At 57.1% G+C, this 25,478-nt stretch carries 20 protein-coding genes; 16 read left to right on the top strand and 4 right to left on the bottom strand.

Annotated elements, in window-relative coordinates; translation table 11 throughout:
* Window positions 1-79: 79 nt before the first annotated feature.
* Window positions 80-1,111: a GntG family PLP-dependent aldolase gene (locus P0120_01655; protein ID MDF0673035.1), complete on the bottom strand. Its 1,032-nt coding sequence runs from the start codon at window positions 1,109-1,111 to the stop codon at window positions 80-82.
* A 61-nt stretch (window positions 1,112-1,172) separates the two neighbouring features.
* Here P0120_01655 and P0120_01650 point away from each other — a divergent pair, with 61 nt between their 5' ends.
* The 3 genes from P0120_01650 to P0120_01640 all read left to right on the top strand — a co-directional run bounded on the left by P0120_01650 (window position 1,173) and on the right by P0120_01640 (window position 5,734).
* A complete protein-coding gene (locus P0120_01650; GenBank protein ID MDF0673034.1) occupies window positions 1,173-2,492 on the top strand; it encodes an MFS transporter in 1,320 nt (439 codons plus the stop codon).
* Between the two features lie 326 nt (window positions 2,493-2,818).
* Window positions 2,819-5,440, top strand: a complete 2,622-nt coding sequence (locus tag P0120_01645) for an SUMF1/EgtB/PvdO family nonheme iron enzyme (protein ID MDF0673033.1) — start codon at window positions 2,819-2,821, stop codon at window positions 5,438-5,440.
* Between the two features lie 81 nt (window positions 5,441-5,521).
* Entirely contained in the window at window positions 5,522-5,734 is a 213-nt protein-coding gene (locus P0120_01640; GenBank protein MDF0673032.1) for a hypothetical protein, read from the top strand.
* On the opposite strand, the gene P0120_01635 is transcribed toward P0120_01640, so the two are convergent.
* Window positions 5,731-6,561, bottom strand: coding sequence for a hypothetical protein (locus P0120_01635; protein MDF0673031.1), 831 nt, complete (start codon window positions 6,559-6,561; stop codon window positions 5,731-5,733). The two genes, P0120_01640 and P0120_01635, sit on opposite strands and share 4 nt — an antisense overlap.
* Before the next feature lie 301 nt (window positions 6,562-6,862).
* Here P0120_01635 and P0120_01630 point away from each other — a divergent pair, with 301 nt between their 5' ends.
* The 7 genes from P0120_01630 (at window position 6,863) to P0120_01600 (ending at window position 13,423) form a co-directional block, all read left to right on the top strand.
* Entirely contained in the window at window positions 6,863-8,230 is a 1,368-nt protein-coding gene (locus tag P0120_01630) for a glutamate-5-semialdehyde dehydrogenase (protein ID MDF0673030.1), read from the top strand.
* 131 nt (window positions 8,231-8,361) lie between these two features.
* Window positions 8,362-9,546 (top strand): methyltransferase domain-containing protein, encoded by a 1,185-nt coding sequence (locus tag P0120_01625; GenBank protein MDF0673029.1) that lies wholly within the window; start codon window positions 8,362-8,364, stop codon window positions 9,544-9,546.
* Window positions 9,547-9,735: 189 nt separating this feature from the next.
* The gene (locus tag P0120_01620) at window positions 9,736-10,368 is read left to right on the top strand and encodes a hypothetical protein (GenBank protein ID MDF0673028.1); all 633 of its coding nucleotides are present in this window, start codon (window positions 9,736-9,738) and stop codon (window positions 10,366-10,368) included.
* 33 nt (window positions 10,369-10,401) lie between these two features.
* The gene (locus tag P0120_01615; GenBank protein MDF0673027.1) at window positions 10,402-11,109 is read left to right on the top strand and encodes a hypothetical protein; all 708 of its coding nucleotides are present in this window, start codon (window positions 10,402-10,404) and stop codon (window positions 11,107-11,109) included.
* Window positions 11,110-11,119: 10 nt separating this feature from the next.
* Window positions 11,120-11,638, top strand: coding sequence for a hypothetical protein (locus P0120_01610; protein MDF0673026.1), 519 nt, complete (start codon window positions 11,120-11,122; stop codon window positions 11,636-11,638).
* Between the two features lie 4 nt (window positions 11,639-11,642).
* Window positions 11,643-12,431: a hypothetical protein gene (locus P0120_01605; protein MDF0673025.1), complete on the top strand. Its 789-nt coding sequence runs from the start codon at window positions 11,643-11,645 to the stop codon at window positions 12,429-12,431.
* An 11-nt stretch (window positions 12,432-12,442) separates the two neighbouring features.
* Entirely contained in the window at window positions 12,443-13,423 is a 981-nt protein-coding gene (locus P0120_01600; GenBank protein MDF0673024.1) for a hypothetical protein, read from the top strand.
* A 903-nt stretch (window positions 13,424-14,326) separates the two neighbouring features.
* On the opposite strand, the gene P0120_01595 is transcribed toward P0120_01600, so the two are convergent.
* Both P0120_01595 and P0120_01590 read right to left on the bottom strand, forming a co-directional pair.
* A complete protein-coding gene (locus P0120_01595; GenBank protein MDF0673023.1) occupies window positions 14,327-14,857 on the bottom strand; it encodes a hypothetical protein in 531 nt (176 codons plus the stop codon).
* Window positions 14,858-14,905: 48 nt separating this feature from the next.
* Entirely contained in the window at window positions 14,906-15,079 is a 174-nt protein-coding gene (locus P0120_01590; GenBank protein MDF0673022.1) for a hypothetical protein, read from the bottom strand.
* Window positions 15,080-15,324: 245 nt separating this feature from the next.
* Between P0120_01590 and P0120_01585 the strand changes: the two genes are divergently transcribed.
* The 6 genes from P0120_01585 to aroC all read left to right on the top strand — a co-directional run bounded on the left by P0120_01585 (window position 15,325) and on the right by aroC (window position 25,351).
* Window positions 15,325-18,288 carry a 6-bladed beta-propeller gene (locus P0120_01585; protein ID MDF0673021.1) on the top strand — a complete coding sequence of 988 codons (2,964 nt, stop codon included), beginning with the start codon at window positions 15,325-15,327 and terminating at the stop codon, window positions 18,286-18,288.
* A 10-nt stretch (window positions 18,289-18,298) separates the two neighbouring features.
* A complete protein-coding gene (guaB, locus tag P0120_01580) occupies window positions 18,299-19,765 on the top strand; it encodes an IMP dehydrogenase (protein ID MDF0673020.1) in 1,467 nt (488 codons plus the stop codon).
* A gap of 112 nt (window positions 19,766-19,877) precedes the next feature.
* A complete protein-coding gene (gene guaA / locus P0120_01575) occupies window positions 19,878-21,434 on the top strand; it encodes a glutamine-hydrolyzing GMP synthase (protein ID MDF0673019.1) in 1,557 nt (518 codons plus the stop codon).
* A 148-nt stretch (window positions 21,435-21,582) separates the two neighbouring features.
* Complete coding sequence (locus tag P0120_01570) at window positions 21,583-22,428, top strand: pseudouridine synthase (GenBank protein ID MDF0673018.1); 846 nt, start codon at window positions 21,583-21,585, stop codon at window positions 22,426-22,428.
* A complete protein-coding gene (aspS, locus tag P0120_01565) occupies window positions 22,425-24,188 on the top strand; it encodes an aspartate--tRNA ligase (protein ID MDF0673017.1) in 1,764 nt (587 codons plus the stop codon). The genes P0120_01570 and aspS overlap by 4 nt, the downstream gene beginning before the upstream one ends.
* On the top strand, window positions 24,188-25,351 hold the full coding sequence (aroC, locus tag P0120_01560) for a chorismate synthase (GenBank protein ID MDF0673016.1): 1,164 nt from the start codon (window positions 24,188-24,190) through the stop codon (window positions 25,349-25,351). The genes aspS and aroC overlap by 1 nt, the downstream gene beginning before the upstream one ends.
* Window positions 25,352-25,478: the final 127 nt, after the last annotated feature.

The raw sequence follows: 25,478 nt of genomic DNA, 5'->3' as shown, positions 1-25,478 counted from the left end.
AGGATGTGAATAGTATTCGGAAACCAGATCGCTCGACCAGATTCTATGGATCGAGGAGTGTCGTGTCAACGCCGAACGATCAACGTGTGAGGACCTTGGCAAAGACGGCCGCGGCTTCGTCGATCTGCTTGTCCGTGATCTGCAGATGTGTCACCGCTCGATAGCTCTGTCCTCCGACGGCGTTGATGAGTACGCCCTGCTCTTTGAGCGCGGCCACCAGTTGGGTCGGAGAGCGCTGCTCGTCGAGGATGTCGAAGATGACGATATTCGTTTCGACGTGCTGCGGCGCAATCTGGATTGCAGGAATTTGCTGCAGCAGGCGAGCAAGTTTTTTCGCATGGTCATGGTCGGTCTTGAGTCGAGCGACATGCCGCTCCAAGGCATAAATGCCGGCTGCGGCCAGAATGCCCGCTTGGCGCATCGCGCCTCCGTACATGCGGCGGAAGCGCCGTGCGCGATCGATGAGTCGCTGGTCGTTGGAGATCAGCAATGATCCGACGGGGGCTCCCAGCCCCTTCGAGAGACAGAGGGAGACGGTTTCGAAGTGCTGGGCATACGCCGTCGGAGGCAAGGTGGTGGCGGCCACGGCGTTGAAGAGCCTGGCCCCGTCGAGGTGCATGGGAATTCCATGTCTCACGGCGAGGGCTCGGATTTTTTCGATCGTAGAGAGCGGATAAATCGTGCCGCCTCCGGCATTGTGCGTGTTCTCGATGCAGATCAAGGCCGTCGTGATGCTGTGCGGATCATTCGGCCTGATGGCGGCTTCCACCTGCTCGGCGGTCATGACCCCACGCTCACCAGCCACCCAATGAAGTTGCACGCCGGCCAGCGCCCCGGCTGCTCCCTGTTCATAGCGAACGACATGACTCTTGCTCTCGACGATGATCTCTTGTCCCGGCTGGGTCTGCGACCGGATCGCCAGCTGATTGGCCATGGTGCCGGAGGGGACGAAGAGGGCAAACCGCTTGCCGAGCATGGTAGCCGTCATTTCTTGGAGGCGATTGACGCTCGGGTCTTCGCCATAGACGTCATCGCCGACCTCGGCGCGCGCCATGGCTTTCCGCATGTCGTCTGTGGGTTTGGTCACGGTGTCGCTACGAAGGTCGATCATGTCTGCCGTCTCCTAAAAATTCCGTACGGTCTGTTGATTCTAACAGATCTGCCACTTGCAGGTGAAAACATACCTGCTACACTGCGCAGGGATGGGCGTATCGAGTCAAACGATAGTGTATCAATGGGTGAACTCCTTAGGCGCGAAACGGGACGAGCTTGTTCCGTTAGCCTGGGCGTTCACGTACTTTTTCTGTCTCCTGTGCGGCTACTCCATTCTCCGCCCGGTGCGCGACGAAATGGCCATCGAAGGAGGATTGAAACATCTCCCCTGGATGATGACCGGGACATTCCTCACCATGCTCGCCGCCACGCCGTTGTTCGGGTGGCTCTCGGCGCGATGCTCGCGCCACCGGCTGCTGCTGACCGTCTATGCCTTCTTCATCACGAATCTGTTGGCCTTCTATGCGTTGATGACGAGCCATCTGTATCCGGAGTGGGTGGCTCGTGGGTTTTTTGTCTGGCTGTCGGTGTTCAATCTGTTCATCGTGTCGGTCTTCTGGAGTTTCATGGACGATCTGTTTACACCGGAGCAGGGGGCACGGCTGTTCGGCGTGATTGCGGCCGGGGGAAGCAGTGGCGCGTTGCTCGGCCCGCTCTTCACCACGGGCCTCACGTTAGTCTTCCCGATTCCGGTGCTGATGGTGGCATCGAGCCTGTTTTTAGGCGCCTGCATCGGATGCGTGTACCGATTGGAGCGATGGGGGCGCGAACGGTCCGAACACCATCGGCCTCAGGAGGGTGAACCTCTCCATGGGAGCTTTCTCGCGGGAGTTCGTCTGACCTTCTCCTCGCCCTATCTGCTTGGGATCTGCGGCTATCTGACTCTCCTGACCATGACCGCCACGTTTCTGTATCTCGAGCAGACCCGCTTGGTCTCAGAATACCTCGACCGACCGGAGGCCCGTACTCGGCTCTTTTCCACCTTGGACTTCACGACAAGCCTCCTGACTTGGCTCACGCAGGTATTCATGACCAGAAGACTCATCGGCCGGTTCGGTCTCGTGGCGGCGTTACTGTCCTTGCCGGCGATCAGTTTGGTGGGATTTCTGGGGATCGCCTTGTGGCCGAGCCTGGCGATCTATGTTGTCTTTTCCGTGTTGCGGAGGGTGGGGGAATACGCGCTGTCCAAACCGGCACGGGAGGTTCTGTTCACGGTCGTCAGCCGAGAAGAAAAATACAAGGCTAAGAACTTCATCGATACGGCCATCTCGCGTGGTGGCGACGCGTCGACCGCCTGGCTCGTGACTGCGGTGAAGGCCTTCGGTGCCACGCCCACGCACATTGCCTGGGCCTTGGTTCCGTTGATGGGGCTGTGGGCTTGGCTGGCCACGGTACTGGCCAGACAAGAAAAGCGCCGGTCGGCAGGTCCGTTACCCTAGCGGTGCGTCTCAAACGTTTTTCTCTGGATCCGTTCGCCCTGAGCTCTTCGGCAAGCTCAGAGCAGGCCTGTCGAAGGACGTGCGACTTCAGGCCGTTCCGTTCATGCAGTTCGACCTGGCTCACCGCAGAGTTCGACAAGTCTGTCCTGAGTCAATCGAAGGACTCGCCACGAACGTATTTCAGCGATACCACACCAGGAGTTTCTGGTTCTTGCCTTTGTCTGGCAAAAGCGTAAAATCCGCAAAGCCTGGGATGTGGGCCATACGAATACATTCGTAGGAGTCCTCCTTTACGGTCCGAGCACCGCTCAAACGAGAGCAGCTAAATGCCCACTGGCGACTTCAATGTATTTCTGAGCTATCACTGGCGTGACCATGCCCAGGTGGAAGCGCTGGCACGACGGTTACGCGAGGAGGAGCTCACCGTCTTTCTCGACCGGTGGTATCTGACGCCGGGGCAGTCCTGGCCGAAAGAATTGGAAGTGACCCTGGCGCGCTGTCGAGCGGTGGCCGTCTGTATCGGGCAAGGCGAGATGGGGCCATGGCAGCAGCGGGAGCAGTATCTTGCGCTGGAGCGCCAGGCAGCGGCTGAGCGGAGTGGCCGAACGTTTCCTGTCATCCCGGTCTTACTGCCAGGCGCGGAACCGCCGCTCGGGTTTTTGAGTCAAAACACCTGGGTTGATTTCCGGACTCGTGTCGACGATCCTGTTCTGCTCGCGACGCTGGTCAGCGCGATCCATGGTCAGCCGCCAGGTCCGGACGCGCAGGAGACAGTCCGCGAGACGCTCGCCACCATTTGTCCTTACCGCGGCCTGCTCTACTTTCGAGAAGAAGATGCGCCGTTCTTCTTTGGGCGTGAGGCGGCCATCACCCAGCTCGTTCATGCTGTTCAGCAGCACAATCTCGTGGCGGTGGTTGGAGCGTCGGGTAGTGGAAAGTCGTCGGTCGTGAGGGCCGGCCTTGTGCCGGAACTACGGAAGGCTCGTGATCGTAACTACGAGATCGTGACGATTGTTCCGACCGATCGTCCACTCCGTGCGCTCGCAGCGGTACTCATGCCGTTTCTTGAACCGGACATGAAAGAAACCGATCGGTTGATTGAAACGAACAAATTGGCCGAGGCCCTGCTCAGTCGAACGCTCGCTCTCCGCGATATCGTCGATCGCGTGCTTGCCAAGCAGCCGGGCACGGATCGCCTGCTCCTCATTGCCGATCAGTGGGAGGAACTGTTCACGCTCTGTAAAGGCGATGCAGCCAGACGGTGCTTCATCGACAACATTCTCGATGCCTCGGCGACCACAAAACTGAGTGCGCTGCTCACCCTGCGTGGAGACTTTTTCGGCCGGGCCATTACCGAATACCGGCCATTGTCCGACCGAGTGCAAGGCGCCCAGGTGAATCTTGCGCCAATGCAGCGGGACGAATTGCGCCGGGCCATCGAGGAGCCTGCGAAGAACGTCGGGCTCACGTTTGAAGCGGGACTCGTCGATCTCATGTTGGAGCAAGCCAGCGACGAACCAGGCCATTTGCCGTTGCTCGAATTCGTGCTGCGCCAGCTGTGGGAACACCAGCGTGGTGGAGAACTCCATCATGAGGCCTATCGTGCGATGGGCCAGCTCGAAGGGGCCATCGCGGCGAAGGCTGAATCGATCTTTGGCAGCTTGAGCGTGCAGGATCAGCAACGGGTGCAACAGATCTTCCTCCGCCTCGTTCGGCCAGGAGAAGGCGAGGCGGATACCAGGCGACGCGCGACGTCGAGTGAACTGGGAAAAGAGGTGCAGAGCCTCGTAAAAAAACTGGCTGATGAGCGACTCGTCGTGACATCGCGTCTCGCCGGTAGTGAGGAGGATACTGTCGAGGTATCGCACGAAGCGCTGGTCCGGCATTGGTCCCACCTCAAAGGCTGGGTCGACGCGGACCGCCAGTTCTTGGGCTGGCAGCAGCGGCTGAACGCGATGAGGAAAGAGTGGGAAGCGAGCCAACGGAGCGCGGACCTGCTCCTCCGCGGACTGCCTCTGCGTGAAGCCGTGGACTGGTTGATGAAAAAGTCAGAGTATTTCTCCCCGGATGAGCGCCAGTTCGTCACGGCCAGCATGAATCGGAGGACGAAGGGCCGCCTGGCCCTTGCCTCCATTGCGGGGTTCGTCCTCATGGCGATTGGTATGACAGTCTGGTTCTGGGGATATAGTCGCGACCAGGCCCTGCTCAAAGTGCAGGCGCTGTTTGTCAGCATTCACCTGGCGCCTGACATGCAGCCGGTCGCCGCCGGAAGCTTTCGGCAAGGGGACACCCAAGGCAGAGGTTCGAAGGATGAAAAGCCTGTGCACAAGGTCGAGATGAAGTCATTCGCCATGGGGAAATTTGAGGTCACGTTCGATGAATACGATCACTTTGCCCTCGCGACGGGTCGGCTGTTCCCTGGAGATCAGGGGTGGGGGCGTGGCAAGAGGCCAGTGATCAATGTGTCGTGGGACGAGGCGAAAGCGTACGCTGCATGGTTGTCCAAAGAGACGGGCAAGCGCTACCGACTTCCCTCAGAATCGGAATGGGAATATGCGGCGCGAAGTGAAGGAAAGGATGATCTCTGGGCAGGGACTTCCAGTGAGGCAGAGTTGAAGGAGTACGCTGTGTACGCCGCGAGTTCTGAAAATCGCACCGCCCCCGTCGGCCCTGACCAAGGAAGGAAACCCAATGCGATCGGACTGTACGACATGAGCGGGAATGTGTATGAATGGGTTGAGGACTGCGTGCACGGCGATTATGAAGGGGCACCGACTGATGGTACAGCCTGGTTAGAAACGGACGGTGGGAATTGCCAAGGGCGGGTGGTCCGTGGTGGTTCCTGGGGCGACGAACCGCTGAACCTCCGTGTATCGAACCGGGGCAGGAACACGACCGGCTCCCGGTACAGCGACATTGGCTTCCGTCTTGTTCAGGACATTCCCTAACCCTGTACCCTTTGTTCTTTGGCCCTTTGCATCCGATTCTGTCTGGCGAATATCGGCTTTCAGAAATCATGGAGTTGAGTGATGTCTCCGACGGTACCCCAAGCGGTGCAGTCGTGCCACGAGCTGCTGCTGTGGTTGATTCCGCAGCTTGATAAGTTTCCCCGTTCCCGTCGCTTCACGTTGGGCGAACGCATCGAAATGCGATCGAGTAGGCTACGGAAAGATTCGTCGTTCGCCCTTCGACCAGCTCAGGGCGAACGGATCATGACAGGAATCTCGGGGGTGAAACACTAGTCCCGAACGACCAGCGAGCCGATCACGTAGGAACTGGCTCGTCCCGACGTGGCTCCTCGTATGCGAACCTCCGACACATCCCGCACATGCGCACGGATATTCCAGGTGCTGTCGGCCTTCAGCTCCGGCCAGAACCACCAGGTTCCATCGCGCTTCCGGAACCAGAGTTGAATCGAGGTGTCCGGCAACACCTGGATCGATTCCATGTCGAAATACGTCGGTGCACGATTCTCGGTATGGCTCACCCAGACTTTGATCCATTGATTCTGATCGTGAGAGGAGAGGACGCGGGGAGTCTTCGCCCAATCGACTTCGGTGCATTTAAAGTTCACGAGTTTACCGAACCCTCGACCGAGGCCGTCTCCCGGATCCCGAAGAGTGTAGCACTCGATCCCCCTTTCCAGGTTCAAATGGAAATGCGTGTGGCCGATGGTGTCGACGTTGATATCGCTTCGTGCACAACGTTGGCGGTAGGTCCAGCAGTCGCCATTCTTGGACGGATCGCACAGCTGCAATTGGCCGGACGGGGATCGGCCGGTTTTGAACGCGAGGGTCGAACGGGCCCGGGCATAGATTTGGCCCAGAGCTCCTTCATCATCGAAGTTCACCAGGCACTGGTGCGGGGTAGGCACGTTCGGACGGACTTGCACGACCTTGGACGGCTGGTTCTCACGGTCTCGTTCGGCCGCTTGTTCCGGCGTGGCTTGCGTCGGGGGACTCAGAGGGGTTACCGGTTTCAGCTGAGCACAGGCTCCCAGTGATGCAACCAAGAACACACAGAGAGCCGGCTTGAGACCATGTCCATTGACCTGAACCCATGAGCGCATCGCCACTCCTTTCGGTTGCGCCAACGCGAGCCGGCAGACCACCTTTTACTCAGTAGTCAGCAATTAAGACAACACCGATGCCAATGAAACCCGCATGGAATAAAGGTAATAAGAATCTTGTGTGGTCAAAATATCCGTCTTCTGAGTAATTCGCCATCCTAAGGTCTAATTGTAGCAGGTTGAGTTCGGAGGCTTTGAGGTGATTTACTCATGCAAAAAACGCGTGGTATAGTCCGGCGCTCTAAATTCGTGCCATTGTCTCAGGGAGATGGATTCATTGCAATGAATCGAGGGAACTCGTATGGCGATTGAAGTTCCGGTCAAGTTATACCTCGATAAGCTATTGAAGGAGTGCAGGAACGTAGCGGTCGGGCTTGCTCTGCTTCCAGGTCCCGTGAAGTCGAGGGCGCTGCATGCCGTTGCCGACCGAGTGGCTGCGGACGAAGCTGTCATTCTCGTGGAAAACGCCAAAGATGTCGAGGCGGTGGGAAAGTCCTTTGAGAAGGCGGACACGAAAGATCGGATGAAGGCCGCCGTCTCTCGCGTGCGCATGACGGCGGACCACATCAAGGAGATCGTGGAACGACTTCACGTCATTGCCGATCTGCCGGACCCTGTCGGCGCTGTGACGTCGCGACGGGAACGTCCGGATGGGTTGCAAGTCTCCCGGGTGAGGGTGCCGATCGGAGTGATCGGCGTGATCTCAGAACGGAGCCCGCTCGTCACAGTGGAAGCGATCGCCCTCTGTCTGAAATCGGGCAACCTCTGCGTGTTTCGCGGGGCTCCGGAATGGAAGTTGACGCATCAGGCGATTGATGCACGATTTCGCGAGTCGACAGCGGAAAGCGGCATACCCACTGGAGCCTGGGTGCTCATCGATCGCCAAGAGAAAGAAGTCGCGCTCGATCTGATTCGCTCGGGAAAACACCTCGACGCGATCATCGTACGTGGCGGAGCTGGCTTACGAAAGACGGTTGCGGAGCAAGCCAGGGTGCCGGTTCTCTGCGATGACGGGGGCCTCACGCTCCTTTACGTCGATGAAGACCCCGACATGTCCGTCGCGCAAAACCTGGTGATCAACTCGAAGGTGCAGCAGGCGGGAGCCTCCAACGCGCTTGATACCCTGCTGGTGCAGCAGGTCGTGGGACGGCAATTCTTGCCGCCGTTGATCAACCGCCTGTTGGACCAATTTAAGGTGGAAGTGCATGCCTGCCCTAAGACGGTCGCGCTCATGGGGCAAATGGCGATGACGGGACATACCGCGATCATTCCGGCGACGGATGCGGATTGGCAGACTCAGTTCTCCGGGCCGATCCTGGCAGTCAAAATGGTCGAAGACCTTGATGAAGCGCTGGCCCATATCAGAATGCATGGTCCCTGCCTCACCGCCGGGATCGCCACCACGCGCTACGAATCCGCCATGCGATTCACCAGGGAAGTCGATGCCGGTGCGGTGCTGGTGAACGCATCCACCAGGCTCCATGCCGGCGATAGTTTCGGGATGGGGAGCGCCGTGGGGCTGAGCGTGGGGAAACTGCATGCGAAGGGTCCGATCGGTCTGGAGCAGCTGACCTGTGAGAAGTACGTGGCGTTCGGGGCAGGGCAGCTTCGGCTCCCGCATCCGGTGCCGGAGACGTACTTTGATGCCATCATGTTGAAGAGGCCGTAGGCGCCCGCTGAAAACGCTCGCCAGCTTCGTTCTCAGTCGTTCGAACCACTCAACGTACCCTCACCACGTACGCCTCGTGGTTCTCTCTCCTTGCGGCCTTGCTGGCAACCGTTTTGAGCGAGCGCATTGAAATGGCCTCAGATTCCCTACAGCAAGCGCTTCGCGAGCATCTCGCATGGTGGGGGCTCAGACACTTCTCGTCGGACCGCGAATATTTCGCATGGCAGCGGCAGCAGTTCTCATCGGAAGATCTTCAGCAGCTCGCACTCCACGTCGAACGAAAACGCACAGGCGATTGTCGCGACGAGATCGCCTTTTACGATCTCTCCGCGCAACCGAAGCTCTATCCCGTCCTCTATAGCCAACGCTATGAATATTACGAAGAGATCGGGTTGCGGACGGCGGCCCACCTCGGCCACGCGAAAGCGGTGCTCGACTTCGGCTGTGGCATCGGAGTGCTGACGGTCTTCTATGCGCGCCTCTTTCCGGAGAAGAATTTTGTAGGTGTCGATCGGTCATTCGCTTCCGTTGCGGTTGCACAAGAAAGGGCCGACAAGCTTGGGTTGCGCAATCTCCGCTTTGCGTGCGTGGATGTGGAAGCTGAGCCGCTCTCAGGTTCGTACGACCTCGTGGTGGCGACCCATGCGCTGGTGCAAGCTGAACAAGACCGCGGTCTTCCGAGCCGCAGTTGGCGGACCTTCGAACGAGGACAGGATTCATCGCAGCAGCTGTCATTCGAACGGCGGACAGGGCTCACAATTCGACTGGACCGGCTGTGCGGGGTCCTGAACCCATCCGGCCGCATGATTGTGAGTGAGAAGACACGGCAGTTGGCCAGAAGAGTGCCGTTTCAGCGCGCGCTGGCGAACAGAGGACTGCAGCCCGTCGAGTGCCCGGCCCCGATCCGGTATCGAACGGTCGAAGAAGTGGTGGACGACGGCCCGTTTTATGTCCTTGATCGGAAAGGCGAGGCGGCTCTGAACTGGGATGAGAAGCCGGAGCCGGATCTGGGATCGCTCTTCAATTCTGACGCCGCTTCGCTGTCGGCGGGCGATGCCGATGTGCCGCTCTATGAGAATCATTGGCCTTCGGCACAAGCGGCTTGGGAACAATTGAAAGATCGCCGGGTAATCAGAGAGGTCACCCGCCAAGCAGCCGATGGCCGACAAGTGCATGCCGAGCGTGGGCGCACTCCCGGGCAGCACTATCTTTACTGCGCCAACACCTTCGACCAACGGCAACTGGTCATCGTCGAGGAGGATCGTTCGGTGATGCTCGATATGTACTACCAAGAGATCCTACGTGGGCTCCCCTAGGAAGGCTACTAGCTGGTAGTGGTCTGCATGGTTCTCCAGACTCCAAAATCCATACGTAGCCGATATTCCCCTTGCAATCGTTTTCTACCCTCGCTAACCTTGGGCTTCTCCCCAACAGGTCGTCGACATTAGGTCGGTTGCTTTCTCGTTTGTGCTCGTTCCAGGCGTGAGTCGGAAGGAGGAATCACCATGAAAGCGGCGCCCACCATTATTGTCGCCCTGAGTCTGGTCTGTATCGGTTGCGCGACTCCGCCGGAAGTCAAACAGGCTTTGATCGATAAGGATCAGGCCTATGCCGAGAACGAACGGCTGATGCAGCAGTATCGTGAGTTGGTGAGCAACGTCACCAAACGACATCAGCAGTGGTATCGCTATCTCCAAGCTCGGCTGAAGCTGAACCTGGCGTTGCAATGGGCCACCACGAATCCCACACTGAGCGACGTGGCCGACGCCGACTTAACCAAAGACGATGCCGACCTGTTAGGTCCCGAGGTGATCTCGCTGATCAACGATATTCGGCTGAAAAATTTGCCGGAACGAAAAGGGCCTACCGGACAGATCGTCTTTCAGGCGGGTATGGGGGATATGAACAATCTCCTGCACAAATTTCCTGAACTGATCGGTCGAGTCGAGCAGCGCGTTGAACAAGATTCGCAGGCGGCGTCGACGGTCGACCTGACGGCGTTCGATCAGTATCGCACCAACGTGGAAGCGCTTCGTCGAATCAATGCCATCATTAAACAATACCTGGATATCGACGTAACCTTGTCGCGAGACGACGTTCAGTCGATCGCGGAGGCCATGCGCGCGTTGCGCCGCTGATACGCCGGGATGAGTGAGCGGAAGGAGACCAGCATGATCGGACGAGCCGTAGTCGGGACGGTCGGGCTCATTCTCATGAGCCTGGTGGGATGCCACTCGATTCACAGCGATGCGGTCCGCGAACTCCTCCAGAAGGAAGGCGCTAAAATTGATGCAGCCCAGACCAACATCGACCTGTTCCAGAAAGAGACCGAGGCGCGCATCAAGTTCTTGGAGCAGGCGCGCAGCTCACTCCATGAGAGTTTCAAGGCGTTGCAAGCGCAGGAAGCCAAGCATCAATTCGTCCTTTCCTCGTACCGGAATATCGCGAGCAAGAAAGACGAGGCGGCATACGCAGCGGCCTATCTGGTCGGTCAAATGTACCTGGCTGAATATCAGGGACTGGAAAAAGCCGTGTGGGATCAGTTTGAAGAAGATTTCTGCGGCCTGCGCGATACGGCCAATGCCTTGAACGATTCGTGGAAACGGACCGCGACGATTCATGCTCAATTGAAGCGGTATGCCGACCAATCGGCTCTGGCGTCCGTCGACCCGGAGTTTGTATCGGCGTTGATCGAGCAGGCTCCGGGACCATCCGAGCGCATCGTCGAGGTGCTGAATCGTTCACGGACCGTCAACGATGCCTTGGAAGAAGTGACGGGCTCGCGCATCATCCGTATAAGGGCTCTGGAACGGACGCACACCTTTACCGCGGACTTGGTCGACCTTCTGGACAAACTGAAGAAAGACGACGGGCAATAGAGGAGGCACCATGGAGCTCAGTATCGGGGGGGTCGTCGGATTTTTGCGAGACAACGATAGTCTGATCAAACAGCTGATGGAAACCGCCGAGAGCGCGAATCAGGAAATCACTGATCTCTCGGCCCAAGTGGACCATGCTCGCGAAGAGGCCGAGGTGCTGGTCGATCAGTTAGGTGCCGTCGAATTCGCAGTGGGAAAGCAGGATGAAACGAAGGTCCGTCAGCAGGCGCTGTTGGAAGCCGTTGCCGCCCTGCGGAAGAAATTCGAAACCTATAAGAACGACCCACTTCGACGCGGCATCTATGCGGCGGAAATCTCCAATCTCTACCTCCAGCTGGCCAACACGTTTAATAACGAGACCGTGGCTCAAATCGTTCCGTTCAGCAACGACGAGATCGAAACCTACAAGGAGTTGATGAAGAAAGCTGTGCTCGACGCGGCCTCTCGGAAAAAGCGGGCTGCCGTCCTCAAGGCTGCTGCGCAGATTTCCAAACTCGCTTTGGGAATTGCCGGAAAGTTGGCGGTGTAAGGCTGTGACATACCGAACGGCGCGACACACTCTCTTCCTATTGACGGTCATCGGCGTCGGCTATGGTTGCAGCCTCGATGCACCCTCCCGAGGTCCGTTCGGTCCGGAAGATCCGGAGACACCCGTGCGGAAAGCCAAGCTGCCCGATGAGCCCCCGTCGACGCACGTACTTCAATTTACCGGTGATGACATCGCCGGTCACCACAAGCCTACAATGGTTGGGACTGTTTCGGATACCGCCGTGAAGCGGTCCACGAATGCCTCGGCTGTTTTGACCGCGAACGAGGTCGCAGCATTACGGAAAGCCGCCGAAAGCGACCGCCGAGTCACAGCGCTTCTGGGAAGCCGATGGGCGTTCATCGACGCTGATCGCATACCACCCGAGGGTAAGCTTTCGTTTGGTTGTTGTCGTCACACGACGAGCCAGACAAGGCTGGTGTATTACAGTTATAGCCAAAATGTCGCAGTTGAAGTCCACATGAAGGAAACGAACGTGCTCAGTGTCTCGCGTCTTGAAGGCTATCAACCCCCTGAGGGACAGCAGGATGTACAGCGGGGGATCGAGTTAGCCAAAGCAGATCCTCGTCTGGTCGGCAAGGTTGAGCAACTCCAAGGCCATGGATTGCTCATGCAGCCGGACCGTGGGTTCTTCAGGAACGATCCCGGCTACGCCCATCGCACGATTTGGATCACCTTTTCCGAAGGGCGGGACGGAGATCCGAAATATTGGGCGGTCGTCGATTTGACCGAGGATAAAGTCTTGGAGGCTGGACAGGAACCGCCTCGGTCATGAATAGGAATGAAATGAAACGAATCTGGTGGAGCGCGGTGATCATGTTCTGCGCTTTCTACCCATCCCAGCCCTTGTTTGCCGAGACGCAATCCGAGCATGTGGACTGGGGACGTTGGAGTTTCGACTGGGAGATTCGAGACAATACAGGACTGGCTTTGCGAAATGTGAAGTATGCGGATGAGCTGATTCTGAATAAGGCCAGCATGCCGGTCATCCGTGTCAAATATGTCAAGGAACGTGTCTGGTGGAACCCCTTTACCTGGTTCGGTTCACGGGCCGACAGTGGACGGTGCGGGCCGTTTCAAGATCGCCTGCGGTGGCAGGACCTCGTGCCGATCGTGAACTGTGGCGATCAGAAAGTCTGCATGGCCCACGCCACTCAGAATAATGTGAAGTGGCTTGAGGTGGGAACGTACGCTCGGATCGGTGAATATCATATTTATCAATCGTGGCATCTGTCGGACGACGGCGAACTCCGTCCCGTGCTCCACAGCCGAGGGCTCTCTTGCAACACCAACCATGATCATCATCCCTACTGGCGGTTTGATTTCGATATCAACGGCAACGGCATGGATCAGGTTTTCGTCCATGAAGGGGGAGGGCCGGATCTGGGTTGGGGACCGGGCTGGCGGAAATATATGAATGAACGGAACGATATCAAAATTCCAGCGCTCAACAAAACTTGGTTGGTCCGAGACCAACTGAACGGTCATGGTGTTTGGGTCTTGCCCGGTACTGGGTATGCTCCATTAAAAGACGATGGCGAACGAGACAAGTTCGCCGATTTCGATGTGGCGATCAGGCGGGCCAACGCGAGCGAGGACATTCCTTGGACATTCGGTGCCCGTGGACAACTTGGATATAACGAGGACAATCAAGGGGTGCAGGAGCAAGACATCGTGTTTTGGTATGTCGCTCACTTGCCTCACATGTCCGCATTGGGTCCGACGAAATGGCTAGCTTTGGGTCCCATCCTCCGTGTACAGCGCTAGGAGTGCCTCGGCGAATTGGTTCTGAAGCTATTGGACGATCAGGGTCATGCCACCCATTTCAGGTCTGATGATGGAAGTAGCATCGCTTATGCGTGTGCCGGTCCGGTTCGGCCTCGATTATTTTTGTTGACAGAGATGCTCCAACAGGAGTATTGAGAAATTAGTCCATTGACTTGTCGTGCGCAATGCTTCGAGTCATTCCTTAGCAGGAGGAGGTGGAGATGGAAGACCTGAGTCCACCGGATCACGTCGGCCCGCCGAACCATGGGCGGGTGCCTCGCCAGTCATGCTAGCCCTTCTCCATCGGCCGTCGCATTCCCAGCGTAGGGGATTTAATCAATAATAGATGTGCCGTGAGGAGATTTGAGTTTGGCGTAAAAGCATGATCGCTGGTAAGTCGATTCTTTATTCCTAACGAAGCACTCCTTGACCCATCCTTCGCGCGGGTCCTCAACAGAAGAGATTCATCTGGCGTCCTAAGCGCCATGCGCGGGCGACCTCGTATTTAGAGAGGTCGCCCGTATCATTACCCGTGGTCTTTTCATGGGTTGAAGGCGGAGAAAGTCACGCGAGGCTAATACACTGTCCGGTTCATGCTACGAAACGAAAGGAAGAAAGGAGTTGGTCATGGACAGTAGCTTCTTAATATTCGCATTCGTCATGCTCGGGATTATCATGGGTGGGATCGTCGTCTACAAGAAGAGCCAGTAACTCGCGGTCGCGTACGGTTGTAGATTGAAGTGGCTTGCAGCCAAAAGTACCGGTTGCGAGTGCCGAACCGTCGGTAATGAACGGCGTCATTGAACGGAGGCAGGTGTGCGGAAATCGTCACTAAGGCACCGGTGCGTGGCCGCTAAGTTCTCTTGGTCTGACGAGACACAATAACCTTCCCTCACTCAGTGTCTATTGTGAAGCCTCCGGACTCGACGGGAACAGGATAAACGGTCCCTTCGGTTCCTGATCTGGCGGTCGATAAGCAGGTGCCGGTTCGCCGGCTGGCCCCAGGTTTCTGATGAACCGATAGATGGCCCGCAGATCCTGCTCAGTCATCTCGCGAAGAGCGAACCACGGCATGGGCGGTCGAAATTCGACCGAGCGTGAGACTTTGATCCACTGATCCTCCGAGAGCTTCTGCATATAGAGGCGCAGGTTGCTCGCGTAAGTGGTGCCCCAGGGACCGCGCCAACCCATCGAATCTCCCTTGAGCCAATCTTTCTCGGGAATCTTGCCGGCCGCTTCCGCATAGCCAGTCGTGTGACAATCATTGCATCCAGCGATCTTGATGACATATCTCGCCCGATTCTCGGTTTGCTTATCCAATGGCGAAGCTTGACTGCTTGGACGTATTTTCTCACCAGCGAATGCGGCAGTACCCATTGCTCCAATGAATAACAGGCAGAGCGTTGAAGTTCGGACGATCTGAAACGTGAGCATGGTTCTTTCTCCTTAGTCGATGTAGTGGCCGGCCAAGATGAACGGATTTCAGTATTCGTCGATTTCATCGGTCTCATCGAGCATCTCCGCCGTGATCTCATCGGCCTCGGATGCCCATTGAGCCAGTGGAATGCCTTTGGCTTTTAAAATGGCTTCCTGCTCTGTTCCTGCGGCTGTCGTCAGTTCATATGTGACAGTTTGCCTGACTTGAAACATTCTCATAATTCTTCCCCTTTGAACGTCTAAAATCTGATCACGGGTTTTGCCCCGGGTAATCGGTGCATTGTAATCGATCCGGTCATAGATACCTATAGAGAGAGTTCATCCAAGATGTCATGTTCCACGACATGCGGCCGTTGTCTTGACTCCATTTCCATCGCTTTGCTAGAGTGACCAATCCAAGTCTAAGCGATTGAAAGTCCACTGTTTCTGAATTGTTCCACAAGCAATCTGAGGGCAATACCGTGATGAAAGCTTGGCTTCTCGACGACACGAGTATATGCAATCCGTGCCTTCTCTGTATCGAAGGACTCCCGGGAGAGTGGGGTGGCGGAGATGTGGTGGCGGAAGAAGAATTGCCGTTGCCTCCGCAGAACGTTCAGGCAAAACCGAGCAATGGGCGCATCACCATTACATGGGACCCGGTTCCGGATGCCATGTACTACAATCTCTACTTTCAGACGACCAAGGGTGTCCAGATCAAGTTCTCAGAGCTGACCCGTCCCATCGCCGGCCCCGAAGATTTCAAAAGCGTGATCGGAGTGAAAAAAGACAAGGCGACCTGCCTGGAAGGGGCCTCTAGTCCCTACGTCCATGACGACCTTGCCAACGGCAGCTGTTACCACTATGTCGTCACAGTCGTCACTCCGAAAGGGGAAAGTCCTGAATCGCAAGAAGTGATGGCTATCCCATCGCCCTATCTCCTTGCCATGGTCGTCGGCTGTGAAGGAGCGGGCGACGGAGAGTTGAGCTCGCCCACGGGGATCGCGCTTGACAAGGACGGCAACATCTACGTGGCTGATACCGACAACCATTCGGTCCAAAAATTCGATAAGTCTGGAAAGTTCTTGGCCCGATGGGGCGGTGAGCCCGGTTCACAGGAAGGCCAGTTTTACTACCCTCGCGGATTGGCTGTCGGGTCGGACGATGCCGTGTACGTGGCCGATAGCGGCAACAATCGGGTGCAGAAGTTCGATCTCGAGGGCAATGTGCAGAAGGCGTGGGGCAAGTTCGGGTTCGCCTGGCGTGGGGCCGACATGGGGCGCTTCGACGTACCCTGGGGCATTACGACGGACCAAGAGGGCAATGTGTACGTGTCCGACACGAGCAACGCGCGCATTCAAAAATTCCAGGCCGACGGCCAACCGCTGTTGAAGTGGGGCCGTGACGGCAGCTTCGACGGCGCCTTCTTTTTTCCGCGCGGCGTGGCGGTGGATTTCGTCGGTAACATCTATGTCGCCGACGAGAGCAACAGCCGAATCCAAAAATTCGATGCCCGCGGAAGTTTCTTAGCCAAGTGGGGACGAGAGGGTCAGGGACCCGGACAGTTCAAGTCTCCGTGGGGCATCGCCTGTGACGCGTTGGGCAACGTCTATGTCGTCGACAGCGGCAACCACCGGATTCAGAAGTTCGACGGCAACGGCACCTTCCTCTGCTCGTTCGGGAATCGCGGGAAAACAGAGGGGCAGGTTAATTTCCCCTACGGCATCGCGGTGGATAAGGAAGGCGCGGTGTACGTCGTCGATAGCGGCAACAACCGTGTCCTCAAGTATGTGCCGACCGAAGAAGAGATGAATCGTGGGAAGGACCAGCCGACGCAAGCAGTGGAAGCCGGGGCGGTGCAGCCACCCCGCAGCCTTGCCGTCAAGGCCGGTGACACGGAAGTCTTCCTGAGCTGGATGGAAGTGTCCGGCATTCAGTCCTACAATCTCTATTTCAGCACCTCGCCCCATGTCACGCTTGAGGGCGCGACGAAGATCGAAGGCGTGACGAACCCCTACACGCATGAAGGTCTCACCAACGATACCCCCTATTTTTATGCGGTGACCGCGTTGTTCGAGGACGGGACGGAGAGCGGACTGTCGGAAGAAGTGACGGCGACGCCCGTGCTCATCGATATCACGGCGCCACAGAATCCCTACGCGGTGATCAATCATGGGGCCTTCATGACGAATTCTCACGATGTCGTGGTGACGATTTCGGCGACTGATTTGGATTCGGGCGTCGGGGCCTATTTTATTTCAGAAAGTCCGCTCACACCGATGGCTGGGACTCCCGGGTGGGTAGATGCAACGCCGGCGATCAAGTTTGGAGCCACGATTCCGTTCATTCTCTCGCCAGGGGACGGACCCAAAACCATTTATGTGTGGTTCAAAGACATCGGCAACAATGTCTCCACGCCGGCCGGTACCACAATTTTGGTCAATACATCGGGCTATCTCTGCGTCTCGAAATGGGGGAAGCCGGGACGGGGCGCATCGCTGTTGCACGGCGGAGAGTTTATGGCGCCGATGTACGGACTGTGCGTCGATCAGCAGGGATCGATGTTTGTCGTCGACAACGGCAACAATCGCGTACAAAAGTTCGACAATGCCGGGAACTTCATCATTCTGTGGGGGAGTTTCGGCTCGGCCAATTCGAATTTTCACAATCCCACCGGCATCGCCTGCGACGGCAAGGGCGATGTCTGGGTGGTGGATACCAACAACCACCGGGTTCAAAAGTTCGATGGGAAGCTCGGCGGCTATATCATGAAGTTCGGTTCGCGTGGAAACGGTGAAGGACAATTTAATGCGCCCTGGGGGATTGCCGTCGACCGTGTGCGCGGCTATCTCTACGTCGTCGACAGCGCCAATTTTCGTGTGCAGAAATTCGACATGTCCGGTGAGTTCATCATGTCCTGGGGTGGGTTCGGCAATGGGGACGGGCAGTTCTATTTCCCACGCGGGGTGGCGGTCGATCCGGAGGATGGGGCGGTCTATGTGGTTGACATGGGAAACCACCGCATCCAGAAATTCGACACCAGCACCAATGTCTTGCCGCAGTTGTTGACGAAGTGGGGAGGCAGTCCGGCGGCCGGGCACGCCAGCAGTTCGTTGGCACAGGAAGCCGGGCAATTGCGCTCTCCCTGGGGCGTCACCGTCGACGGAGCCGGGGATGTCTACGTGACGGATACGGGGAATCATCGGATCGAGAAGTTTGACCGCGAGGGTAATTTCATCACCCAGTGGGGCGGCTTCGGCAACGGTGACGGACAATTCAATTTTCCATACGGGATCGCCGTCGATGCGAGGGGGAGCGTTTTTGTCGTCGACAGCGGCAATACGCGGGTACAGCAGTTCATGCCGGCGGAAGAGGGCAGCGAGCGATTGCAGGATGAGGCCGAGGAATTGGCCGAACTGGAAAATGCGCAACGAACGCAGGAAAATTGAAGGGGGAGCGATGCTTGACAAAGAACCGCGACTGGGACTGACGTACGACGACGTGGTCCTCGTACCGGCCAAATCGCAGATTGTGCCCAACGAAGTCGATACCGGTACCTTCGTGTCGCGCAACCTGCGGATTAATATCCCGCTCGTCAGCGCGGCTATGGACACCGTAACGGAGTCGCGCTTGGCGATCGCGATGGCGCGCGAAGGGGGGATCGGGATCATCCATCGCGTGCTATCCCCGGCGGATCAGGCCATAGAGGTGGATAAGGTCAAGAAGTCCGAAAGCGGGATGATCCTCGATCCCGTGACGATTTCTCCCGATGAGACGATTCGCGATGCGCACCAGCTCATGGCGAAATATCGAATCTCAGGCATCCCGGTCACTAAAGGGTCCAAACTGGTCGGGATTCTCACCAACCGCGACCTGAGGTTCGAAAACAGGATGGACCTTAAAGTATCGCAGGTAATGAAGCGAGACCGGCTCATCACTGCGCCGGAAGGCACCGGCCTGGAGAAGGCACGAGAAATTCTCCATGAACATCGGATCGAAAAGCTGCCGGTGGTGAACAAGCAGTTTGAACTCAAGGGTCTCATTACCATCAAAGACATCGAGAAACGGATCAAGTACCCAAATGCCTGTAAAGACAGCCATGGGCGATTGCGAGTCGGAGCGGCGGTCGGGGTCGGACCGGATACCGAAGAGCGGGTCGGGCTACTCAAGAAATCAGGCGTGGATCTGGTGGTGATCGACACAGCTCACGGTCATTCCCACGCCGTCCTGGATACCGCGAAAATGCTCAAAAAACAGTACCAGGATCTCGAGTTGGTTGTAGGAAACATCGGCACCGCTGAGGCGGCCAAAGATCTCCTCAAAATCGGAGTCGATGCGGTCAAGGTAGGGGTGGGGCCTGGATCGATCTGCACCACACGCATTGTATCGGGGGCCGGTATGCCTCAGCTGACCGCTATCGCGGATTGCTCAAAAGTTTTACATGGGAGCGGCGTGCCGGTCATTGCCGATGGGGGGATCAAGTTTTCCGGCGATATCACGAAAGCGTTGGCTGCCGGGGCGTCTTCCGTGATGCTCGGCGGTCTCTTTGCCGGAACGGAAGAGTCTCCCGGTGAGACGGTGCTGTATCAAGCCAGAACCTACAAGGTCTATCGTGGCATGGGTTCCATCGGGGCGATGGAGCGAGGAGGGGGGGATCGGTATGGGCAGGGAGGACGCTCGGCTCAGAAGCTGGTTCCCGAAGGAATCGAAGGCCGTGTCCCGTACAAAGGTTCGTTGGCCGCTGTGGTGTATCAGTTGGTCGGCGGTGTGAGGTCGGGAATGGGATACTGCGGCTGCAAAACGATTGTCGACTTGCAGCAGAATGCCACGTTCATCAGACAGTCCGTGGCCGGCCTCCGTGAGAGCCATGTGCATGACGTGATCATTACCAAAGAGGCCCCGAACTACCGGATGGACTGGGAATAGTCACGTGAAATGTGAGAGGTAGAACGTGAAACGTCATTCCGGAAGCGTCTCTTTAGTCCATTTCGTCTAACCTCTAACGGCTACCGTTTAACGGTTCACTTTTCACGCGTCGATGGAACTCTGGCACGATAGAATTCTGGTCCTCGACTTCGGGTCGCAGTACACGCAACTGATTGCCCGCCGTATTCGCGAAGCGCAGGTCTATTCGCAAATTCTTCCCTGTACGGTCCCGTTGGCTACGATCCTCGCGTATCGGCCGCAAGGCATCGTCCTTTCCGGCGGTCCCTCCAGTGTCTATGAGAAAAACGCGCCGATGGTCGCTCAGGAGCTCCTTGATCAAGGCCTTCCGATCTTAGGCATTTGCTACGGCATGCAATTAGTGACTCATCTCTCCGGGGGGGAAGTCGCCAAATCGTCACATCGAGAGTATGGCCGAGCCGATCTGACGATCGACGATGCCGGGGATCTCTTTAAAGGAGTAGGAACCGATCGATCGACTGCCGTGTGGATGTCTCACGGCGATCGCATCGAGCGGATGCCGCCGGGGTTTCGGTCGATCGCGCATACGAACAACTCGCCCGTCGCAGCAATGAAGCGGGACGATGACCAGCGCCGGATCTATGGTCTGCAGTTCCATCCCGAAGTGGTGCACACGCCGGAAGGGGCGAGGATTCTCCGCAACTTCGTCTACGAGATATGCGGTTGCAAACCCACCTGGACCATGCAGTCCTATGTGAAGACTGCGGTCGAGCAGATTCGTGAACAGGTCGGCAAGGAGCGAGTCATCTGCGCCTTGAGCGGAGGGGTGGATTCATCGGTTGCAGCGGCGTTGACCCACCGAGCGATCGGCGATCAGCTGCACTGCATCTTCGTTGATAATGGTGTCTTGCGGGCTGGTGAACGGGATCAGGTGGAGAAGACCTTCGCTTCGCAGCTCCATCTGAATCTACGGATACTGGATGGAACGAAACAATTTCTTGCCGACTTGAAGCGCGTAACGGATCCGGAGCGCAAACGAAAGGTCATCGGCCGACAGTTCATCAAGCACTTCGAGGCGGAATCGAAAAAACTGAAAGGCGTCAAGTATCTCGTGCAGGGTACTCTGTATCCCGATGTGATCGAGAGCGTCAGCTTCAAAGGCCCATCGGCCACGATCAAGACACATCACAACGTCGGCGGCTTGCCGGCACGTATGAAGCTCAAGCTTATCGAGCCGCTCCGAGAATTGTTCAAAGACGAAGTGCGCGTGCTGGGAACAGAGTTGGGATTGCCGGATGACATTATCTGGCGGCAACCGTTCCCAGGTCCGGGATTGGCGATTCGTGTGCTGGGTGCCGTCACGCCGGAGCGATTGGCGATTCTGCGGGCAGCGGAAGCCATCGTCGATCAGGAAATCAGAGCGGCCCGTCTCTATCGCGACATCTGGCAGGCCTTTGCCGTGTTGTTGCCGATTCGAACTGTGGGAGTAATGGGCGATCAACGGACCTATGAGAACGTCATCGCGATCCGAGCCGTCACCAGTGTGGACGGCATGACGGCCGATTGGGCGAAGATTCCAAACGATGTGCTCGGTCGCATGTCGAATCGGATCATCAATGAAGTCAAAGGCGTGAATCGGGTGGTCTATGACATTAGCTCGAAACCGCCGAGCACCATAGAATGGGAGTGAGGATTGAGTATGGCCAGGCGGCTTCCGTGCTCGCGCACCGCCCACACAAGATTAATCGAATTGTGATCAAAGCGGGCGGTGCTCGGTTCATGCGCGCAGTGAGAGTCAGTAGGACTACTTCCAGCTTTGGGAGGAAACGATAGGGTAGATGGAAGTCAGGCTCCAAAAGCTCATTGCCAGCACAGGGCTGTCCTCCCGCCGAAAGGCGGAGATGTTGATCGCCTCGGGACGAGTCTCGGTGAACGGCAAGGTCGTCACTGAACTCGGGACGAAGGTCGATCCTGAGCGCGATCATGTCAAGGTCGACGGGAAGCACCTGACCTCAGCACAGCCCTTCGTGTATCTGATGCTGAACAAACCCAAGAACGTGATGTCCACGCTGGACGATCCGGGTGGACGGACGACGGTGAAGGATTTCTTGCGGGGCGTGTCCGTTCGCGTGTTCCCGGTCGGACGGCTCGATTTCGACAGCGAGGGATTGATGTTGCTGACGAACAACGGCGAGCTTGCGCAGGCCCTGCTACATCCGCGCTACCATGTGCCGAAGACCTATCTGATAAAGGTCAAGGGTGTGTTGGATAATGAAGAGATCGCTCGTCTGGTGCGGGGGGTCAGACTCGAAGATGGGATGACGAGTCCCGCCCACGTGAAGAAGGTGCGAAAGGTCGAGGCAAACTCCTGGTTGGAAATCACCATTCGTGAGGGCCGCAAGCATCAAGTCAAGCGCATGCTGGACGCGGTCGGGCATCCGGTCCTCAAATTACTTCGGGTCAGGATGGGGCCTCTCTCGCTCGGCAATCTGGAACCAGGAGAATTTCGGTTCTTGACGGATCGGGAGGCCAACGCATTACGCGAGTTGGTCGATGGGCGGATGGCATCGGTTGAAAGTGGAGAGGAGCCGGCACCGAGGCCGAAGCGACCGGTCAGAGGGGAGGGTTGGGCCAAGCCCGACAGAAGTAAAAAGTTTTCTGGAAAGAAAGCGAAGGTTGCATGAAGATCCGAACTCATCGCTGTGGAGAGTTGAATGCGAAGCAAGTCGGTCAGATCGTCGTGTTGAACGGTTGGGTTCAGCGTCGGCGCGATCATGGCATGGTCATCTTCATCGATCTTCGTGACCGGACGGGCATCACACAGGTTGTATTCAATGCCGAGCGAAACGCCAGGGTACATCAGGCTGCCCATTCGCTCCGCAGCGAGTGTGTCGTGTCGGTCACCGGCCAAGTCATGGCACGGCCGGTTGAATCGAAGAATCCCCATCTCCCCACCGGAGAGATCGAGGTTTTTGTCGATGAGGTTGAAATTCTCAATGAGGCGAAGACCCCGCCCTTCCTGATAGAAGACGAGGCGGAAGTGACGGAAGCCATACGCCTGAAGTACCGCTTCCTAGATCTTCGCCGTCCGAGAATGCAACGGCTTCTGAGCTTGCGCCACGGTATCATGCAGACGACCAGAGGTTTTCTGAATGCGGAAGGATTTCTGGAAGTTGAGACGCCGATTCTGACGAAAAGCACGCCGGAAGGGGCCAGGGATTACTTGGTGCCGAGTCGAGTGAACCCCGGACAGTTCTTTGCGTTGCCGCAATCACCGCAACTGTTCAAACAAGTGCTGATGATCAGTGGAGTCGATCGCTACTATCAGATCGCCCGCTGCTTCCGCGACGAGGACCTGCGAAACGATCGTCAGCCGGAATTCACCCAGATTGACCTGGAAATGTCATTCGTGGATCGTGAGCAAGTCATGAGCCTGATGGAACGGATGATTGTGACTCTATTCCAGGAAGCCGGTGGCGTCCAGCTTCCGACGCCGTTCCCGCGTATGACCTATGCCGAGGCGATGGGGCGATATGGGTCGGATAAACCTGATCTCCGATTCGACATGCCGCTCTACGATGTGACGGCATTTGGCGCGACGAGCGCGTTTAAAGTCTTTAAAGATGCGGCAACCAAGGGCGGTATCGTCAAGGCCTTGATCGTGAAGGGTGGAGCGGCGCTTTCGCGGACACGCATCGACGCGTTGGGCGAAACGGCGAAGAGCTTCGGCGCCAAGGGCCTGGCCTGGCTCAAGATTACGGCGGAAGGGCAGCTTGAATCGGTCATCGCAAAATTCCTGGATGTCCAAGCGTTTGCCACGGCATTGCCCGAGGCGAGGCCTGGTGATCTGGTCTTATTCGGTGCCGATAAGCCCTCAGTCGTCCATGATGTGATGGGAAGGATGAGGCTTCTACTGGGAGAAGAGTTGAAGTTAATCGACACCTCCGCATGGCGACCCTTGTGGGTGATCGATTTTCCTCTGTTGGATTACGATCACGAGCAGAAACGGTACGTGGCTATGCACCATCCATTCACCGCCCCGCTCGATGACGATCTACCGTTGTTCGAGTCCGATCCGCTGAAAATGCGGGCGAAAGCCTACGACATGGTGCTCAACGGGAGTGAAATCGGTGGCGGCAGTATTCGTATGCACCGCCGAGAGATGCAAAGTAAAATCTTTGACCTTCTCGGGATCGGCAAGGAGGAAGCATCGGCTAAGTTTGGATTTCTGCTCGATGCGCTCGAGTATGGTGCACCACCGCATGGCGGGATTGCGTTCGGATTGGATCGATTGGTGATGTTGCTCGGTAATGCCGATTCGATCCGCGACGTGATCGCTTTTCCCAAGACCCAGAAGGCACAATGTCCGCTGACCGATGCACCGTCCTCCGTCAATCCTGTGCAACTCAAGGAATTGCGCATCAAGTTGGATTTAGTCGAGTAATGGCCGGTAATACCTTCGGCAGAATCTTTACCGTCACGTCATTCGGTGAAAGTCACGGACCGGCGATCGGTTGTGTGATTGATGGCTGCCCATCGGGTCTTTCGCTTTCGACTGACGACATTCAAAATGATCTCGATCGAAGGAAGCCCGGTACCTCTCGGCATGTGACCCAGCGGCAGGAATCAGACCGCGTGGAAATTCTGTCGGGTGTGTTTGAAGGACTGACCACCGGGACACCCATCGCGCTATTGATCCGCAATGAGGATCAGCGCAGCCGCGACTACGGCAATCTGATCGATACCTTTCGGCCCGGCCATGCCGACTATACATACTGGCAGAAGTACGGGATTCGCGATCATCGAGGAGGGGGACGCGCGTCGGCACGGGAGACGGCTGTTCGGGTTGCCGCCGCCGCTATTGCCAGGAAGTGGCTCAGAGAGAAGCATCGTGTCGTCATTCGGGGATATCTGAGTCAGTTGGGTCCTCATGAATTGGCTTTCAAAGATTGGGTCGCAGTGGGTCAGAATCCGTTTTTCTCTGCGGATCCAGACGTCGTCCCCAAGCTGGAAACCTTCATGGATGAGCTTCGGAAGGACGGCGATTCTGTCGGCGCGAGAATCACGACCGTGGCCGAGCAAGTGCCGGTGGGGTGGGGCGCGCCGGTCTATGGAAAATTGGATGCCGATTTGGCCGCAGCGATGATGAGCATCAATGCGGTGAAGGCGGTTGAGATCGGATCAGGCTTCGCGTCGGTTACTCAGCGCGGCTCAGAGCACGGGGACGAACTCACGCCAGAAGGCTTTGTCACGAACCATGCCGGCGGCATTCTAGGTGGGATCTCCACCGGGCAGGATATCGTTGTGACGGTCGGGATCAAGCCGACATCAAGTATCCGCATCCCCCGTCGATCCATCGATAAGAGTGGCCATGCCGTGACGGTAGAAACCACCGGCCGCCACGATCCCTGTGTCGGCATCCGCGCCACCCCCATCGCTGAAGCCATGATGGCGTTGGTGCTCATGGATCATGCGCTCCTGCATCGTGCTCAGAACACTGATGTGACGACCAAGACGCCTAAAATTCCTGGTTCCATCAAACGGACTGCCTCACAGGAAAAGATCAAAGCTGCCTTGAAAACCAATCCTGACCCTGCTGAAGCGTAATCGCGCAATCGAGGACACTGTGAACCATCCCCATCCCTCTCATAAAGTTCTTTGAACCGATGGAAGCTGTTCCGGCGGTAGCCCTCACGTGACAGGCCCCAGAGACATTGTTGAGCTACTTCGCCAA

Origin of the sequence: Nitrospira sp., assembly GCA_029194675.1 — a bacterium.
Classification (GTDB): Bacteria; Nitrospirota; Nitrospiria; order Nitrospirales; family Nitrospiraceae; genus Nitrospira_D.
This window is presented reverse-complemented; position numbering and strand designations above follow the sequence as displayed.